The organism is Curvibacter microcysteis (assembly GCF_028649455.1).
GTDB classification, from domain to species: domain Bacteria; phylum Pseudomonadota; class Gammaproteobacteria; order Burkholderiales; family Burkholderiaceae_C; genus Curvibacter; species Curvibacter microcysteis.
The window spans coordinates 136,297-152,560 of record NZ_JAQSIO010000004.1; the positions used below are offsets into that span (position 1 = coordinate 136,297).

A 16,264-nucleotide genomic window follows, 5' to 3' on the forward strand; every position below is an offset into this window, starting at 1 on the left:
CAAAAAACCGCTCAGTCTTGGCATGCACCTTCTGTATCTGCCGCCATCGCGAGCCCGGAGCGATCCATTGAATCCCAAACTGAAATCCAGCCTCGTACGCCTGCAATGGTTCCTCACCGCCCAATTGGGCGTCGATGTGACGAAATTCGCAAAGGCATGGAAAGGTCTGCCTCGTTTTCTCCGTGATTACCGCCAACTCAAACGCCAATACACGGGGGCTCTGGAGCTGGTTCCGTGCCTGCATGACTGGTACGAAGAAGGCGGCTCGACCAAGAACGAGTATTTTTGGCAAGACCTGTTGGTCGCTCGCAAAATTCACCAGGCCCAACCCTCGCGGCATGTGGACATCGGTTCTCGCGTGGACGGCTTCGTCGCCCACGTCGCCAGCTTCCGAACCATCGAAGTGTTTGACATTCGTCCCATCAGCACCCAGATCCCTGGCATCGTTTTTCGCCAAGGTAACCTGATGAGTGACACGCCCCCGGCCGAGAACTACTGTGACTCCATCTCCTGCCTGCACGCCTTAGAGCATTTTGGCTTAGGTCGATATGGTGACCCCGTACAACCCCTGGGTTATCGGGATGGCATCCGCAACCTGTCTCGCATGCTCAAAACAGACGGTGTACTGTATTTGGCGACTCCCATGGGCCAGCCCAGGATCGAGTTCAATGCTCAAAATGTGTTCTCGCCAGCCATGATTTTGGCGGCGGCTGCCACGTACCACCTGCACCCCCTGGAATGGCTGGTGATCCGCAATGGTCACGAGGTCAGCACCCTGGCCATCACCGAAGCCAACTTGGCTCAGGTGGCATCAGAGCGCTATGCACTGGGCTTATTCACCTTCAAGAAGCTCGCACAACCACGCGAGGACCTCGCATGAAAGCAAAAGTGCGTGCCCTGACCACTCGAACGCTACAGCAAGCAGCCGACAGCATCGGGGCAGTCCTGCAGTCGAAGAAGGCGCATGCGGCCTTGGATATACAGCGTCTGCGTGCCGTGCGCGAGTTGGCGACTCTAGAAGACAACCAACTGCATGACGGCTTGACGGGCATCGTATTCAGCAAAGACCGAGCACTTCAATTGCATGCCTTGCTGCACTCATGCGCCGAACTGGCGCAGCACATTCCTGCGCTTCACATCATCTACCGTGCCAGCAGCCCAGCCCACGCCCAATCCTACCTAGAAGCTCAAGAAGAAATTGTTCGTTTTTTGCCCCAGGTCCAGTTCACGGAAGAATCCCAGAAATTCAAACCGGTGCTGCTGGGCGTCCTGAGCCAGATCAAGACCCGCCAGGTATTTTTTCTGGTGGACGACATCGTCTTCATCAAACCCATCGATTTTGACGTTTGCGTCGGCATCAACCCGCAACAGGAGGTGCTGAGCCTGCGCCTCAGCCCACATCTGCGCCGCAGCTATACGGCTCACATGAGCCAAATGCCTGCCGCCCTGCGGCCCAGCGCCCACCATACCGAGCTACTCCGATTTTCTTGGTTCGAGCAAGGCAATGAGTGGTCCTATCCTTGGTCGGTCGACGGCCACATCCTGCCCACCGCAGAAGTCAAAGTCATGACCCGTTTGGGAGACTTCAACGCGCCCAACACCTACGAAGGCATGTTGACCACCTTCAATGGCCTTTGCGCCGAACGCGGAGGCCTGTGCTTTGAAGAGAGCAAGATCCTCAACATTCCCTTCAACCGGGTGCAGACTGAAGTTCATAACCTCAGTGGCGATGTTTCTCCGGAGTTTCTTCTCACTCAATGGCAGCAAGGTCAGATGATTGACACCCGAGGCTGGCGGCAGCACCAGCCACGGTCGCCCCATGAAGAACATGCCGTGTCGTTCATACCCCGCGCACTGCCCAAGAGACCTCGGCCTAGCACCCCCAAGAGCAAAGCCTGAACCATGTGTGGCATTTACGGCAATGTTTCCTTCCACGGCGCGGTGGACCCAGAGCGACTCGTGCGGCAGCGTGATCGGCTGCGCCATCGAGGCCCGGACGACAGCGGGACCTGGTTCAGTACCGACCAGCGCGTCGGCCTGGCCCAACGTCGCCTGGCCATCATTGACTTGACCGCCGGAGGGCACCAGCCCTTCCTCAGCCAGGATGAGCGCTGCGCCATCGTCTTCAATGGAGAAATCTACAACTACCTCTCCCTGCGCGAAGAACTCCAGGACTTGGGACACCGCTTTCGCAGTGACAGCGACACTGAGGTCCTGCTCGCCAGCTACCTCGCTTGGGGCGAGGGCTGCCTGCTGCGACTCAACGGTATGTTCAGCTTCGTTATCTACGACGGACGCTCAGGCTCCGAGGCGGCACGTCTGTTTTTGGCGCGCGACCGGGCTGGAGAGAAGCCCTTGTATTACCGACACGACCGCCATGGCTTTGAATTCGGATCAGAGCTGAAGTCATTGGATCACAGCCGCGAGATCGACCCCCAAGGCCTGAACTTTTACCTCTCGCTAGGCTACGTGCCCAGCGACCTCTGCCTGTTCCGAGGCGTACACAAGCTGCCGCCCGCCCACTGCGGCTGGCTCACAATCAGCTCGGGTGAGTTGAGTCTGCGCCCCTACTGGCAACTGCCCTCCTACCAAGGGGGCATCGCGCCAGAAGACCCCAGTACTCTGTTGGAGCAAGCAGGCCGTTTGCTGGAAGACTCGGTACGCCTGCGCCTGATGGCCGATGTGCCCGTCGGCGTTTTGCTCTCCGGAGGCCTGGACTCCAGCCTGATCACGGCTGCCGCCGCCCGAGTGAGCAGCGGACCGGTGGAGACATTCACCATCGCCTTGCCGGGCTCGTCACTGGACGAAGCGCAGCATGCGCAAAAAGTAGCCAGCCACTTCGGCACACGCCACCATGTCTTGCCCTTGGAGCGTCCCAGTCTGAGCCTGCTCGATGGCCTGGCTCCCTTCATTGATGAACCCATTGCCGACTCCTCCATTTTGCCAGCTTGGCTGGTATTTGGCCTGGCACGCCAACAAGTGACCGTGGCACTTGGCGGGGACGGGGGCGACGAGCTGTTTGGGGGTTACACCGACTACACCACCAGCATGGCCGATGCGCAGCGCTGGGGCTGGGTTCCGAGTGCAGTGCTGAGCCCACTGGCGCAGTTGGCCTCTTACTTGCCCGCCGGAGTGCGAGGTCGCAACCGGCTGGCCTCGCTGCGCCACGGCCCCTACCAACAATTGATATGGGGTCGACCTTATTTTGACTGCCGCCTGCGGCAACGACTGCTCAACCCGGCTCTGTTGCGCGAACTCGGTGCTGATTTGGAGGCCCCAGAGCGCTTTCTGCTGGCGCGATTTGCCGCCGGATCAGGCCCACTGGACAGCATGACGCGGACGCATTTCGGCAGCATATTGCCCGATGATTTTCTCGTCAAAGTGGACCGCGCCAGCATGGCCCACAGCCTGGAAGTCCGAGCTCCCTTTCTGGATCACCGTCTGATCGAGTTCGCCTTTGGCCAGTTGCCAGCCGATTGGAAGGTAAAAGGCGGAGAGTCACGCCGACTACAACGCCGACTGGGCCAACAATGGCTACCTGCTGACTTAGACACCCAACGCAAGCAAGGCTTCTCGATCCCGCTCAACGAATGGCTGCGTCAAGAAGGCGAGTCAGGCCTTTTTGCGAAAATGGAGGGCTTGCCCGACATAATCGACCTCGATGCAGTCAAGGGATTGATACGCGGCCAGATGGCCGGCCGTGCCAACGGTGGGCGTCTTTTTGCCCTGATGATGCTCGCCCTGGCGATGCGCAACGCTGCTTCATGAACACTAGACCTCTTTTCACCGTCTGTATCCCAGCCTACAACCGAGCTTCTTTGCTGCCGGCCCTGCTGGACTCGATCCTGAGTCAGGACTGCAACGACTACGACATCCTGATCTGCGAAGACGGTTCGCCCGAGCGGATCAAGATCACCGAGGTGGTGCAGCGATACCAAGCAAAGCATGCAGGACGCATCCACTGCGAGCTCAACCCTAAAAACCTGGGCTACGACGGCAACATCCGACGCTTGGTCGAGCTTTCTCAGGGGCGCTACTGCCTGTTCATGGGCAATGACGACCTGCTGTGCCCTGGGGCGCTGAAGGCCATTGCAGACGCCATTGCGCGCACCCATGACTGCGGCGTAGTGGTGCGCAGCTACGCCTCCTTCGACACCAGCCCAGAGACCCCGAAGCAGGTGTTTCGCTACTTCCCTCAGGAGCGGGTGATCGCAGGCGGCGCGACGGCGGTCTTCACGGCCTACCGCAGATCGGTGGTTATTTCGGGCATGGTGATCCAGCGAGACGCTGCGCACGCAGTCAGCACCATGGCCTTTGATGGCACCTTGCTGTACCAGCTCTACTTGGTGGGAATGATTCTGGCGCGCCAAAGCGTGGTCTTTGTGCCCGACATCATTGCGCTGCGCCGCGATGGCACGCCGCCTGATTTCGGCAACAGTGATTCCGAGCGCGGCAAGTTCGTCCCCCACGACCAAACCCCTGAATCGTCGATCCACTTCATGCGGGGCATGTTGCAAATCGCACGCCATGTCGAGACGACCCAACAACTGCCGGTGTTCGCCCACATCCGCGCCGACATCGGGCACTATGCCTACCCAATCTTGTCGATTCAGGCCAAGCGTCCGTTCCGGGTGTTTTTGCGCTACGGCCTGAACCTGGGCGGCCTGGGGCTTTGGCGTTCACCCTTGTTTCACCTCTATTTCATCAGCCTGCTGTTACTGGGTGAGGCGCGCTCTGATGCCATCATCCAATTCATCAAGCAGCGGTTGGGGCACACCCCACGCTTTGGCGCCGCCCGTGGAGACCAGGCATGAAAGTGCTGATCGCCGGGGACTGGCACTCCGACCTGCACGAGCAGGAGGTGATGCTCGCCTTGCGCCGTTTGGGCCATGAGGTGGCGGGCTTCAAGTGGCATCACTATTACGCAGGCACTGGTACAGGCTGGCGCTCCGTGTGGCTGCGTGCCCAGAACAAATACGTCATGGGCCCCACCCTGTGGCGCATCAACCGCGACTTCGTGCGACAGGCCTTGGCCGAGCGCCCTGACATGATTTTTGTCTACCGGGGCACGCACATCACAGCGCAGTCATTGCAGCGGGTGCGCCAAGCCCTGCCCGCCTGCGTGCTGGTGGGCTACAACAACGACGATCCGTTCGCCCCCACTCAACCCAAGCCGCTGTGGCGCCACTTCCTGGCGGCGACTGCGCACTACGACTTGATGCTGGCCTACCGACATGCCAATTTGGCGGACTTCCGGGCTGCTGGAGCTAAGCGCGTCGAACTGATGCGATCTTGGTATGTGCCACAGCGCAACCACCCAGTGTCCCTGAACGAAGCGCAAAACCTCGAATACGAGACCGATGTGGTCTTTATTGGCCACTTCGAACCAGATCAGCGCTTGAAGCACCTCGAAGAGATCGTGCGCCAAGGCGTGAGGCTGCGTCTTTTTGGGCCTGACAAATACTGGTCTGGGCCGCTGGCGCGCTCGGCCACTCTGAAGCCATTTGCGCCGACCCGTTTGGTCTGGGGTGAGGACTACAACCGCGCCTTATGCGGAGCCAAAATTGCGCTCTGCTTTCTATCCAAACTGAACCGTGACACCTACACCCGGCGCTGCTTTGAAATACCCGCCACGGGCACCTTGATGCTGTCGGAGTACTCGGACGACCTAGCCTCGATCTTCCAGGAGGGTTCCGAAGTCGAGTTCTTCCGGGACCTCGATGAAATGATGCACAAGATCAAGCTCTATTTGAGCGATGCCCCGCGCCGCGAGCGGGTCGCCGCCGCAGGGAGAGCGCGCGTGGTCCAAGACGGCCATGACATCGACTCCCGAATGGGGGCTTTGCTCAAGACCATCGAAGGTATTCAACGATCAAGCTCAACAACATGAATTTTCCAAGTCAATCCAAGGCGATGACTTTGTTGCGCCGACTGGGGCTGGATCCGCTGGCTTGGGCCCTGCGTCGCTTTCACACGCCAGTTCCCGCCTCGGCCCTGGTGCTTGAGGTAGGCTCGGGGGGCAACCCCTATCCCCGCGCTAACGTGCTGTTGGATGCCTACGAAAACACGCGTGAACGCCACTGGGCGCCGCTGGCGTCCGACCGCCCGACCGTGCTGGGTTTTGTCGAAAACCTGCCCTTCAAGGACCACGCCTTCGATTTCGTCATTGCGGCGCATGTCCTCGAACACTCGAGCGCCCCAGCCCAGTTCCTGTCGGAGCTGCAGCGTGTGGCCAAGGCCGGGTACATCGAGGTTCCGGACGCTCTGATGGAGCGACTGAACCCCTACCGCGACCATCGACTCGAAATCACCTGCCGCGACCAAACCCTGCTCATCCGCAAGAAAGCAGGCTGGCAGCACGACGTGGAAGTCGTCGAGTTGTACGAAGACCGCGTCAAACGGGTCATGACCCAAGACCTCATTCCCCGCCACCCCTTTGAGTTTCACGTCCGCTACTACTGGGACCAACACATCAGTTTCAGCGTACTCAATCCGGAAGTCGATGCGAGCTGGCCAGCCCCGGCCAGCGCTCCGTCCAGGTCACCGCGTGGGCTGGCGGCCCAGTTGAGACCCCTGCTGCGCGACACCTTGCGCGACCTGCTGTCCCAAAAAAGCCGCAATGTGCAAATCGATCTGCTCTCCTTGCTGCGATGCACGCACTGCCACGGGGTGAAACTGCAGGCCCACAACACGCAGGTGGAATGCCAGGACTGTGGTCACCAATTCCCGGTGCGTCAAAAGCTGATTGCGATGAACGAGGGCGTATCGCGCCACACCGCCCCTGCGCAACACGGAGACTGAAGTGCACCTCGGCATCGACGCCTCCAATATCCGCCAAGGAGGTGGGGTCACCCACCTTTCCCAGCTGCTGCAAGCCGGCGACCCCACGGCGCAAGGCATTGAGCGCGTGACCATCTGGGTCGGTGCGGGCACGGCCGCCAAGCTGCCCAATACGCCCTGGCTGCACAAGCGCAGTGCTCCTTGGATGGAGGCCCCACTGCCCCAACGGCTGCTGGGGCAGCAACTGAGCTTGCCAGGCGAATTACGCGCCCAAGGCTGCGACCTGTTGTTTTCGCCCGGCGGCACGCTACCGGCCTGGAGCCCCGTGCCCACGGTGACCATGTCGCAGAACATGTTGCCCTTCGAACCTTTGGAGGCTGCGCGCTTTGGACGCTTCAGCGCCATGCGCCTGAAGATGCGGCTGCTGCGGCAATCCCAGAGCCGCTCCTTCCGGGCCGCCGATGGCCTGATCTTCCTCACCGAGTACGCCCAACAGGCCATCACCCAAGCCTTGGGGCCGCTGCCGGCGGACACCGCCTTGATTCCACATGGCATCGAGCCCCGATTTCTGCAGGCACCGCGCCCAGCACGCCCCCTGAGTGCATGCACGGCGCAGGATCCGTTTCGCTTTCTCTACGTTTCCATCCTGATGCCTTACAAGCACCAGATCCAGGTGGCCTGCGCGGTAAGCCAGCTGCGCGCCCAAGGCTGGCCGGTGGAGATCCGCTTCATCGGCGCGTCCTGGGGACATTACGGCCCACGCTTTCGCGCAGTGCTCGAGGAACTCGACCCGGGTCGATCCTTCCTGCACTGGTCTGGAGCAGAGCCTTTTGAGGCCTTGCACGCGTCTTACCGGGCGTCAGACGCCTTCGTCTTCGCATCCAGCTGCGAGAATCTTCCCAATATCCTGATCGAGGCCATGGCGGCGGGCCTGCCCATTGCCAGCGCCGACCGAGGCCCCATGCCCGAAGCCCTGGGGAACGCGGGGGTGTATTTCGACCCGGAGTCGTTGGAGTCGATCACCAACGCCTTGCAACAACTGGCACAAGACAAGGGCTTGCGCCAGCATCTGGCCCACTTGGGCTGGCAACGCGCGCAACGCTATTCTTGGGTGCGTTGCGCCCAGGAAACCTTTGCCTTCCTAGCCCAGGTCGCCCAACGCCAGCCTCGTACTCGGCGGGTGCCAGCGCCGCTGGGGCGCGAAGAAAGAAAAGACTGATGTTCAAAGACAGAATCCTGCTCATCACCGGCGGCACCGGCTCCTTCGGCAACGCCGTCCTGCGCCGCTTCCTGAACTCCGACCTGCGCGAGATCCGCATCCTCAGCCGCGACGAGAAAAAGCAGGACGACATGCGCAAGCGCTACAACAGCCCCAAGCTGAAGTTCTACATCGGCGATGTGCGCGACCCGCAGTCCGTGCTCAACGCCGTGCGCGGCAGTGACTTCATCTACCATGCGGCCGCCCTCAAGCAGGTGCCCTCGTGCGAGTTCCATCCACTCGAAGCCGTCAAGACCAACATCCTGGGCACGGAGAACGTGCTCGAAGCCGCCATCTCCTGCGGCGTCAAGCGCGTGGTCTGCCTGAGCACCGACAAGGCGGTCTACCCCATCAACGCCATGGGCATCTCCAAGGCCATGATGGAGAAGGTGATCGTCGCCAAGTCGCGTGGCCAGGAGGCCACCGTGATCTGCGCCACCCGCTATGGCAATGTGATGGCCTCGCGCGGCTCGGTGATCCCGCTGTTCGTGGACCAGATCCGCAGCGGCCGCCCCATCACCATCACCGACCCGCACATGACCCGCTTCATGATGACGCTCGACGATGCGGTGGACCTGGTGCTGTTCGCCTTCGAGCATGGCCGCCCCGGCGAGATCTACGTGCAAAAAGCGCCCGCCGCCACCATCGACACCCTGGCACGCGCCCTCACCACCCTCATGCAAGTGCCGGATCACCCGATCCAGGTGATGGGCACGCGCCACGGCGAAAAGCTGTTCGAGGCCCTGCTCAGCCGCGAAGAAATGGCCTGCGCGCAGGACCTGGGCGACTACTACTGCGTGCCGCCCGACCTGCGCGACCTCAACTACGGCAAGTACGTCGAGCAAGGCGAGCCGCGCATCTCCGAAGCGGTGGAATACACCTCGCACAACACCACCCGCCTTGACCAGGCCGGCATGCAGGCGCTGCTGCTCAAGCTCAGCTTCATGCAGGCCACCGTGCGCGGCGAACTGGCCCAGCCGGAGGAATAAGCCATGCGTGTTCTGGTCACCGGCTCGCAAGGCTTCATTGGCAAAAACCTCACGCTGCGGCTGCAAGAGCAGCCCGGCCATGAGGTGCTGCGCTTCGACCGTGGCGACAGCCTGCAAGACCTGGCCGAGCGCGTCGCCCAGTGCGATGCCGTGGTCCACCTGGCCGGTGAAAACCGCCCAGCCGATCCTGCCGAGTTCATGCGCGTCAACGCCGGCCTCACCGAAGCGCTGTGCAGCGCCCTGGCCCAGGCCGGCCGCCCCATCCCGCTGCTGCTGGCCTCGTCCAGCCAAGCCGAGCTGGACAACCCCTACGGCCACAGCAAGCGCGTGGCCGAAGAGGCCGTCACCACCCTCAGCCAGACCCAGGGCATGCCGGTGCGCATCTACCGCTTGCCAGGCGTGTTCGGCAAATGGTGCCGCCCCAGCTACAACTCGGTGGTGGCCACCTTTGCCCACCGCATCGCCCGCGACGAGCCGGTGCAGATCAACGACCCCAGCACGGTGCTGCGCCTGGTCTACATCGACGACTTGGTCAGTGAGTTCCTGCGCGCCCTGGCCCAGCCCGAGCCCGGCCTGCACTGGGGCACCGTGGCGCCCGAGTACCGCATCAGCCTGGGCGAGCTGGCCGCACAGCTGGATGCCTTCAAGAACGTGCGCAGCAGCCTGGTCAGTGAACGCGTGGGCACCGGCCTGACGCGTGCGCTCTACGCCACCTACGTCAGCTACCTGCCCCCCGATCGCTTTGCCTACGACCTGCCGCGCCACGGCGACGCGCGCGGCGTGTTTGTCGAAATGCTCAAGACCCCCGACGCGGGCCAGTTCTCCTACTTCACCGCCCACCCGGGGGTGACCCGCGGCGGCCACTACCACCACAGCAAGACCGAGAAGTTTCTGGTCATCAAGGGCCAGGCCCGCTTTGGCTTTCGCCACATGCTGACGCAGGAAAGGTACGAAATCATCACCTCGGGCGAGCAGCCCCAGGTGGTCGAAACCGTGCCCGGCTGGACCCACGACATCACCAACATCGGCGACACCGAGCTGCTGGTCATGCTGTGGGCCAACGAGATTTTTGACCGCCAACGCCCCGACACCCTGGCCCAGCCGGTCTGAGCCCCCTGCCTTGAATGAACGCCCCCATGAAGAAACTCAAAGTCATGACCGTGGTCGGCACCCGGCCCGAAATCATCCGCCTGGCGCGGGTGATGGCGCGCCTGGACCAGTACTGCGAACACATCCTGGTGCACACCGGCCAGAACTACGACTACGAACTCAACCAGGTCTTTTTTGACGACCTGGGCATCCGCGCGCCCGACCACTTCCTGAACGCGGCAGGCGCCACCGGCGCCGAGACCATTGGCCGCGTGATCATCGCGGTCGACACCGTGCTGGCCGAGGTGCAGCCCGACGCGCTCCTGGTGCTGGGCGACACCAACAGCTGCATGGCGGTGCTGCCCGCCAAGCGCCGCAAGATCCCCACTTTCCACATGGAGGCAGGCAACCGCTGCTTTGACATGCGGGTGCCCGAGGAGATCAACCGCCGCATCGTCGACCACACCGCCGACATCAACATGCCCTACAGCAGCATCGGCCGCGACTACCTGCTGCGCGAAGGCCTGCCACCCGACATGGTGATCAAGACCGGCAGCCCCATTCACGAGGTGCTCACCCACTACGCCCCGGGCATCGCCGCCTCGCGCGTGCACCAGGCCCTGGGCCTGCAAGTGGGCCAGTACTTTGTGGTCAGCGCGCACCGCGAAGAGAACGTGGACTCGCCCGACCACCTGCGCCGCCTGTTCGACATCCTCAACGCCGTGGCCGAAACGCATGTCCTGCCCATCATCGTCTCGACCCACCCGCGCACCCGCAAGCGCATGGAAGAAGCCGGCCTGCAAGCCCATGCCTTGGTGCAGTTCTGCAAGCCCTTTGGCTACTTCGACTACGTGCGCCTGCAGCAGGACGCGCGCTGCGTGCTGTCCGACAGCGGCACCATCACCGAAGAGTCCTCGCTGCTCAACTTCCCGGCGCTCAACCTGCGCGAAGCACACGAGCGCCCTGAAGGTTTTGAAGAGGCCTCGGTCATGATGGTCGGCCTGAGCGTGGAGCGCGTGCTGCAAGGCCTGCACATCCTGCAAGACCAGCCGCGCGGCGCGCAGCGCCTGCTGCACCCGGTGGCCGATTACCGGGTGGACAACGTCTCAGACAAGGTGCTGCGCATCGTCCAGAGCTACACCGACTTCGTGAACCGCAAGGTCTGGCGCAAGCCTGGCGCCTGAGCCCCATCGGCCCCGCCCGCGACATGCGCCTTTTGATCGTCAGCCAGTACTTCTGGCCAGAGAACTTCCGCATCAACGACCTGTGCGCCGAGCTAGTCGCGCGCGGCCACCAGGTCACGGTGCTGACCGGCTGGCCCAACTACCCTGACGGCCAGGTCTTTGAAGCCTACCGCCAGCAGCCGCAGGACTTCCAGCACTACGCCGGCGCCGAGCTGGTGCGCGTGCCCCTGCTGCCGCGCGGTCGGGGTGGGCCGCGCCTGTTCCTCAACTTCATCAGCTTTGCGCTGTCGGCCTCGCTGGTCGGCGCCTGGAAGCTGCGCGGTCGCCATTTTGACGCCCAGCTGGTGTTCGAGCCCTCGCCCGTCACCGTGGGCCTGCCCGCCGTGCTGCAGCGCGCCCTCAAGAAAACACCGCTGGCCTTCTGGGTGCTGGACCTGTGGCCCGAAACCCTGGCGGCCGTGGGCGTGCTGCGCTCGCCCACCCTGCTGCGCGGCGTGGGCCAGTTGGTGCGCTTCATCTACCGGCGTTGTGACCTGCTGCTGGCGTCGTCGCAAAGCTTCATCCCCTCGATCCGGCAGTACACCCGGCCCGAACAGGACGTCCGCTACTTCCCCAACTGGTCCGATCCCTGGCCCAGCGAAGCCGATCTGGTGCCCGCGCCCGAACTGCCCGCGGCGCCCGGCGTCTTCACCGTGCTGTTTGCCGGCAACCTGGGCGAGGCGCAGGACTTCCCTGCCGTGCTGGCCGCCGCCCAGCAAGCGCGCCAGGCCGGCGCGGCCATCCGCTGGGTCATCCTGGGCGACGGCCGCATGGGCGGCTGGATCCGTGACGAGGTCCAACGCCTGGGTTTGAACGACTGCGTGCAGATGCTGGGACGCTTCCCATCCGAGCGCATGCCGTCCTTCTTCATGCAGGCCGACGCCCTGCTGGTCAGCCTCAAGCGCGACCCGATTTTTGCCATGACCGTGCCCGCCAAGCTGCAGGCCTACCTGGCCGCGGGCCGGCCCGTGCTGGCCATGCTGGACGGCGAAGGCGCCGAGCTGGTGCGCAGCACCGGCGTGGGCCTGGCCTGCGCCGCCGGTGACGCCGCGGGCCTGGCCGCCGCCGCCCAACAGCTGGCCGCCCTGCCCTTGGCGCAGCGCCAGGCCATGGGCCAGGCCGGTCAGCGCTTGACCGCCGAGCGCTTTGACCGCGTCAAACTCATCGACCAACTGGAGCAAGCGCTCCAAACCCTGGCTGGGCCCACCGCCCGAGCCCCCTCACCATGATCTTGCTCACCGGTGCCACTGGCTTTGTGGGCCAGGCCCTGCTCGCCCGCCTGGCCCAAGACGGCCGCGCCGTGCGCGCCGTGTCGCGCCGACGCCCCCCAACACCCGCCGGCCCCACCGACTGGGTCGCCATGCCCGACCTGGGCCCGGACAATGACTGGCGCACTGCCCTGGCCGGCGTCGAACAAGTGGTTCACACCGCCGCCCGCGTGCATGTGATGCACGACACCGCAGCCGACCCCTTGGCCGAGTTCCGCCGCGCCAATGTCGAAGGCACCCTGGCCCTGGCCCGACAAGCTGCCGCCGCCGGGGTGCGTCGCTTTGTGTTTGTCAGCTCGGTCAAGGTGCATGGCGAAGCCACCGCGCCCGGCCAGCCCTTCCGCGCCAGCGACACGCCCGCGCCCCAAGACGCCTACGGCCTGTCCAAATGGGAGGCCGAACAAGGCCTGCACGCCATCGCCCAGGCCACCGGCATGGCCGTGGTCATCGTGCGCCCGCCCCTGGTCTATGGCCCGGGGGTGCAGGCCAACTTTGCGGCGCTGATGCGCTGGCTGGCACGAGGCCGCCCCCTGCCGCTGGGCCGGGTGCGCGACAACCGGCGCAGCCTGGTGGCCCTGGGTAACTTGGTCGACCTGCTCTGCGTCTGCCTGGACCACCCCGCCGCCGCCGGCCAGACCTTTTTGGTCAGCGATGGCGAAGACCTCAGCACCCAGGACTTGCTACGCCGCCTGGGCCAGGCCCTGGGCCGCCCAGCTCAGCTCTGGCCCGTGCCGGTGCTTTGGCTGAGACTGGCCGCCGCGGGGCTGGGCCGCGGGGCCGCCATGCAGCGCCTGAGCGGCTCGCTGCAACTCGACATCACACCCACCTGCCAGCGCCTGGGCTGGCGCCCGCCCGTGTCGGTGGACCAAGGCCTGCGCCTGGCGGCCGAGGCCCTGCGCCAGCGGACCCGATCATGATGGCCTGCCGTGGCCCTGCCCCTGTTCCAAAGTTGTTCTATGAAGCGCTTGTTTGACCTGACCCTGGCCCTGATCGCCCTGGCCCTGCTGCTGCTGCCCATCGCCCTGGTGGCCTTGGCCGTGCGACTGAGCTCGGCGGGCCCGGCACTGTACTGGTCCGACCGCGTGGGCCGGCACCAGCGCATCTTCCGCATGCCCAAATTCCGCAGCATGCGCGTGGGCACGCCCGCCGTGGCCACCCATTTGCTGAGCAACCCCGACAGCCATCTGACCCCGATTGGCTCCTTTTTGCGCCGCTCCAGCCTGGACGAGATGCCCCAGCTCTGGAGCATCCTCAAAGGCGACATGAGCCTGGTCGGCCCACGCCCCGCCCTGTTCAACCAACAAGACCTGATCGCCCTGCGCGAGCAGCACGGCGTCAACGACCTGCTGCCAGGCCTCACCGGCTGGGCCCAGGTCAATGGGCGAGACGAGCTGGCCATCGCGCAAAAAGTGGCATTTGACGTCGAATACCTGCAGCGCCAGTCGCTGGCGTTTGACATCCGGATCCTGTGGCTCACCGTGATCAAGGTGCTGCGCCGCGAAGGCGTCACCCACTGAACACCGTCCGCTGACCTGGGGCCACCCCGGCGGCCCCGAGCGCTGGGAGCCACTGGGCGGCCTGTTCAGGCCGGCCGGCTCGTTGCAAGCCCTATGATGGCGGGTTACGCCCCCAGTCCCCCCGACATGCTCAAGGCCTTCACTGAACTGCTGATCGACCTGCCACGCCCGGCCAAGCGGGTGCTGGCCCTGACCGTGGACGCACTGCTGTGCGCCCTCACGGTGTGGATCGCCATGAGCCTGCGCTACGAGACCTGGATCAACCCGCGCGAAGGCCAATGGCTGGCCATCGGCCTGTCGCCCGCGCTGGCCCTGCCGATTTTTGTGGTCAACGGCCTGTACCGCGCCATCTTCCGCTATGCCGGTTGGTCGGCCTTGATGACGGTGATCCGCGCGGTGGCCATTTACGGCCTGCTCTACGCCATGGCCTTCACCCTCATCAGCGTGCCCGGCGTGCCGCGCACCGTGGGCCTGTTGCAGCCCATGCTGCTGCTGCTGGCGGTGGGGGGCTCGCGCCTGGTGGCGCGCTACTGGCTCAGCGGCCTGTACCAAAGCAAATTGCAACGCGCCCAGCTGCCGCGCGTGCTGATCTACGGCGCGGGCGCCGCCGGCCGACAACTGGCCGACGCGCTGACCAGCAGCCATGAAATGCAGGCGGTGGGCTTCCTGGACGACGACGCCCGGCTGCACGGCCAGACCTTGAGCGGCTTGCCCATCCACGACCCCCATCAGCTGGAAAGCTGTGTCCAGAAGCTGCGCATCCACACCATCTTGTTGGCCGTGCCCTCGGCCACCCGGCAGCGGCGCAACGACATCTTGCTACGCGCCAGCCGGGCCCAGGTCTCGGTGCGCACCCTGCCCAACCTGCTGGACCTGGCCCAGGGCCGGGTGCAGGTCAGCGACCTGCGCGAGTTGGACATCGAAGACCTGCTGGGCCGCGACCCCGTGGCACCAGACACCGAACTGCTGCACCGCCATGTGCGCGCCAAGGTGGTGCTGGTCACCGGTGCCGGCGGCTCCATTGGCAGCGAGCTGTGCCGCCAGATCCTGCAAGGCCAGCCCCGCGTGCTGCTGTTGCTGGACCTGAACGAATTTGCGCTCTACCAGATCCACCAAGAGCTACAAGGCTGGCAACAGCTGCAAGCAGGCGGCCCGGAGGCCAGCCCCACCCAGTTGCTGCCCCTGCTGGCCTCGGTGCAGGACGCCGACCGCCTCGGCGAGATCATGGCCACCTGGCGGCCCCACACCATCTACCACGCAGCCGCTTACAAGCATGTGCCCCTGGTCGAGCACAACCCGGCCGAAGGCCTGAAGAACAATGTCTGGGGCACCTGGACTTGCGCGCGCGTGGCACAGCAGCACGGCGTGGAGCGCTTTGTGCTGATCAGCACCGACAAAGCCGTGCGCCCGACCAACATCATGGGCGCCAGCAAGCGGCTGGCCGAAATGGTCTTGCAAGGCCTGGCGGCGGACCTGCCCGAAGCTGCACCGGGCAGCACGCGCAGGGGGGCCCAAGCCGGCCGCACCTGTTTCAGCATGGTGCGCTTTGGCAATGTGCTGGGCTCTTCGGGCTCGGTGGTGCCGCTGTTTCGGCGCCAGATCAAGTCCGGGGGCCCCATCACGCTGACCCACCCCGACATCACGCGCTACTTCATGACCATCCCCGAAGCGGCGCAACTGGTCATCCAGGCCGGTGCCATGGCGCGCGGTGGCGATGTGTTTTTGCTCGACATGGGCCAACCGGTGCGCATCCAGGACCTGGCGCGCAAGATGGTGGAACTGTCCGGTTTGACGATCCGCGACGAACGCACGCCCGACGGCGACATCGAGATCGAAATCACCGGCCTGCGCCCCGGCGAAAAGCTGTACGAAGAACTGCTGATCGGCGAACACCCTGAACCCACCCAGCACCCGCGCATCATGAAGGCGCGTGAAGACTTCCTGCCCTGGCCCGAGCTGCAGCACCGTCTGGCCAGCCTGCGCGAGGCGCTGAACCGCCACGACGCCCTGGCCATCCGCACCCAGATGGTGGCCCTGGTCACCGGCTACGAGCCCAGCGACCCCGTGGTCGACTGGACCCACCTGGCACAGCGGGGGGCGGCCACCCAGCCCGTGACCCGCGCATCACAGGCCTGAACAC

General features: G+C 64.3%; 14 protein-coding genes. All 14 read left to right on the forward strand.

Going from position 1 to position 16,264, the window contains the following annotated elements; genetic code table 11:
- Positions 1–67: 67 nt before the first annotated feature.
- The 14 genes from PSQ39_RS12205 (at position 68) to PSQ39_RS12270 (ending at position 16,260) form a co-directional block, all read left to right on the forward strand.
- Positions 68–880: a DUF268 domain-containing protein gene (locus tag PSQ39_RS12205; protein ID WP_273927089.1), complete on the forward strand. Its 813-nt coding sequence runs from the start codon at positions 68–70 to the stop codon at positions 878–880.
- Positions 877–1,899 carry a hypothetical protein gene (locus PSQ39_RS12210; RefSeq protein WP_273927090.1) on the forward strand — a complete coding sequence of 341 codons (1,023 nt, stop codon included), beginning with the start codon at positions 877–879 and terminating at the stop codon, positions 1,897–1,899. The genes PSQ39_RS12205 and PSQ39_RS12210 overlap by 4 nt, the downstream gene beginning before the upstream one ends.
- A gap of 3 nt (positions 1,900–1,902) precedes the next feature.
- Positions 1,903–3,768, forward strand: coding sequence for an asparagine synthase (glutamine-hydrolyzing) (asnB, locus tag PSQ39_RS12215; RefSeq protein ID WP_273927091.1), 1,866 nt, complete (start codon positions 1,903–1,905; stop codon positions 3,766–3,768).
- Positions 3,765–4,814, forward strand: a complete 1,050-nt coding sequence (locus PSQ39_RS12220) for a glycosyltransferase family 2 protein (RefSeq protein WP_273927092.1) — start codon at positions 3,765–3,767, stop codon at positions 4,812–4,814. Before asnB ends, PSQ39_RS12220 begins: the two co-directional genes overlap by 4 nt.
- Positions 4,811–5,890, forward strand: coding sequence for a CgeB family protein (locus tag PSQ39_RS12225; protein WP_273927093.1), 1,080 nt, complete (start codon positions 4,811–4,813; stop codon positions 5,888–5,890). The genes PSQ39_RS12220 and PSQ39_RS12225 overlap by 4 nt, the downstream gene beginning before the upstream one ends.
- Positions 5,887–6,801 (forward strand): methyltransferase domain-containing protein, encoded by a 915-nt coding sequence (locus PSQ39_RS12230; RefSeq protein WP_273927094.1) that lies wholly within the window; start codon positions 5,887–5,889, stop codon positions 6,799–6,801. Before PSQ39_RS12225 ends, PSQ39_RS12230 begins: the two co-directional genes overlap by 4 nt.
- Position 6,802: 1 nt before the next feature.
- Complete coding sequence (locus PSQ39_RS12235; protein ID WP_273927095.1) at positions 6,803–7,999, forward strand: glycosyltransferase family 4 protein; 1,197 nt, start codon at positions 6,803–6,805, stop codon at positions 7,997–7,999.
- Entirely contained in the window at positions 7,999–9,027 is a 1,029-nt protein-coding gene (locus PSQ39_RS12240) for a polysaccharide biosynthesis protein (RefSeq protein ID WP_273927096.1), read from the forward strand. Before PSQ39_RS12235 ends, PSQ39_RS12240 begins: the two co-directional genes overlap by 1 nt.
- Positions 9,028–9,030: 3 nt before the next feature.
- Complete coding sequence (wbjC, locus tag PSQ39_RS12245) at positions 9,031–10,137, forward strand: UDP-2-acetamido-2,6-beta-L-arabino-hexul-4-ose reductase (protein ID WP_273927097.1); 1,107 nt, start codon at positions 9,031–9,033, stop codon at positions 10,135–10,137.
- 26 nt (positions 10,138–10,163) lie between these two features.
- Positions 10,164–11,300 carry a non-hydrolyzing UDP-N-acetylglucosamine 2-epimerase gene (wecB, locus tag PSQ39_RS12250; RefSeq protein ID WP_273927098.1) on the forward strand — a complete coding sequence of 379 codons (1,137 nt, stop codon included), beginning with the start codon at positions 10,164–10,166 and terminating at the stop codon, positions 11,298–11,300.
- 23 nt (positions 11,301–11,323) lie between these two features.
- On the forward strand, positions 11,324–12,568 hold the full coding sequence (locus tag PSQ39_RS12255) for a glycosyltransferase family 4 protein (protein WP_273927099.1): 1,245 nt from the start codon (positions 11,324–11,326) through the stop codon (positions 12,566–12,568).
- Positions 12,565–13,524, forward strand: a complete 960-nt coding sequence (locus PSQ39_RS12260) for a UDP-glucose 4-epimerase family protein (RefSeq protein WP_273927100.1) — start codon at positions 12,565–12,567, stop codon at positions 13,522–13,524. The genes PSQ39_RS12255 and PSQ39_RS12260 overlap by 4 nt, the downstream gene beginning before the upstream one ends.
- Positions 13,525–13,563: 39 nt before the next feature.
- Entirely contained in the window at positions 13,564–14,124 is a 561-nt protein-coding gene (locus PSQ39_RS12265) for a sugar transferase (RefSeq protein WP_273927101.1), read from the forward strand.
- A gap of 126 nt (positions 14,125–14,250) precedes the next feature.
- The gene (locus PSQ39_RS12270; protein WP_273927478.1) at positions 14,251–16,260 is read left to right on the forward strand and encodes a polysaccharide biosynthesis protein; all 2,010 of its coding nucleotides are present in this window, start codon (positions 14,251–14,253) and stop codon (positions 16,258–16,260) included.
- Positions 16,261–16,264: the final 4 nt, after the last annotated feature.

Bases quoted from the DNA above. Each gene is read 5' to 3' on its own strand.
- PSQ39_RS12210 (WP_273927090.1), top strand. From the start codon at position 877: ATGAAAGCAAAAGTGCGTGCCCTGACCACTCGAACGCTACAGCAAGCA.
- asnB (WP_273927091.1), top strand. From the start codon at position 1,903: ATGTGTGGCATTTACGGCAATGTTTCCTTCCACGGCGCGGTGGACCCA.
- PSQ39_RS12220 (WP_273927092.1), top strand. From the start codon at position 3,765: ATGAACACTAGACCTCTTTTCACCGTCTGTATCCCAGCCTACAACCGA.
- PSQ39_RS12225 (WP_273927093.1), top strand. From the start codon at position 4,811: ATGAAAGTGCTGATCGCCGGGGACTGGCACTCCGACCTGCACGAGCAG.
- PSQ39_RS12230 (WP_273927094.1), top strand. From the start codon at position 5,887: ATGAATTTTCCAAGTCAATCCAAGGCGATGACTTTGTTGCGCCGACTG.
- PSQ39_RS12240 (WP_273927096.1), top strand. From the start codon at position 7,999: ATGTTCAAAGACAGAATCCTGCTCATCACCGGCGGCACCGGCTCCTTC.
- wbjC (WP_273927097.1), top strand. From the start codon at position 9,031: ATGCGTGTTCTGGTCACCGGCTCGCAAGGCTTCATTGGCAAAAACCTC.
- wecB (WP_273927098.1), top strand. From the start codon at position 10,164: ATGAAGAAACTCAAAGTCATGACCGTGGTCGGCACCCGGCCCGAAATC.
- PSQ39_RS12255 (WP_273927099.1), top strand. From the start codon at position 11,324: ATGCGCCTTTTGATCGTCAGCCAGTACTTCTGGCCAGAGAACTTCCGC.
- PSQ39_RS12260 (WP_273927100.1), top strand. From the start codon at position 12,565: ATGATCTTGCTCACCGGTGCCACTGGCTTTGTGGGCCAGGCCCTGCTC.
- PSQ39_RS12265 (WP_273927101.1), top strand. From the start codon at position 13,564: ATGAAGCGCTTGTTTGACCTGACCCTGGCCCTGATCGCCCTGGCCCTG.
- PSQ39_RS12270 (WP_273927478.1), top strand. From the start codon at position 14,251: ATGCTCAAGGCCTTCACTGAACTGCTGATCGACCTGCCACGCCCGGCC.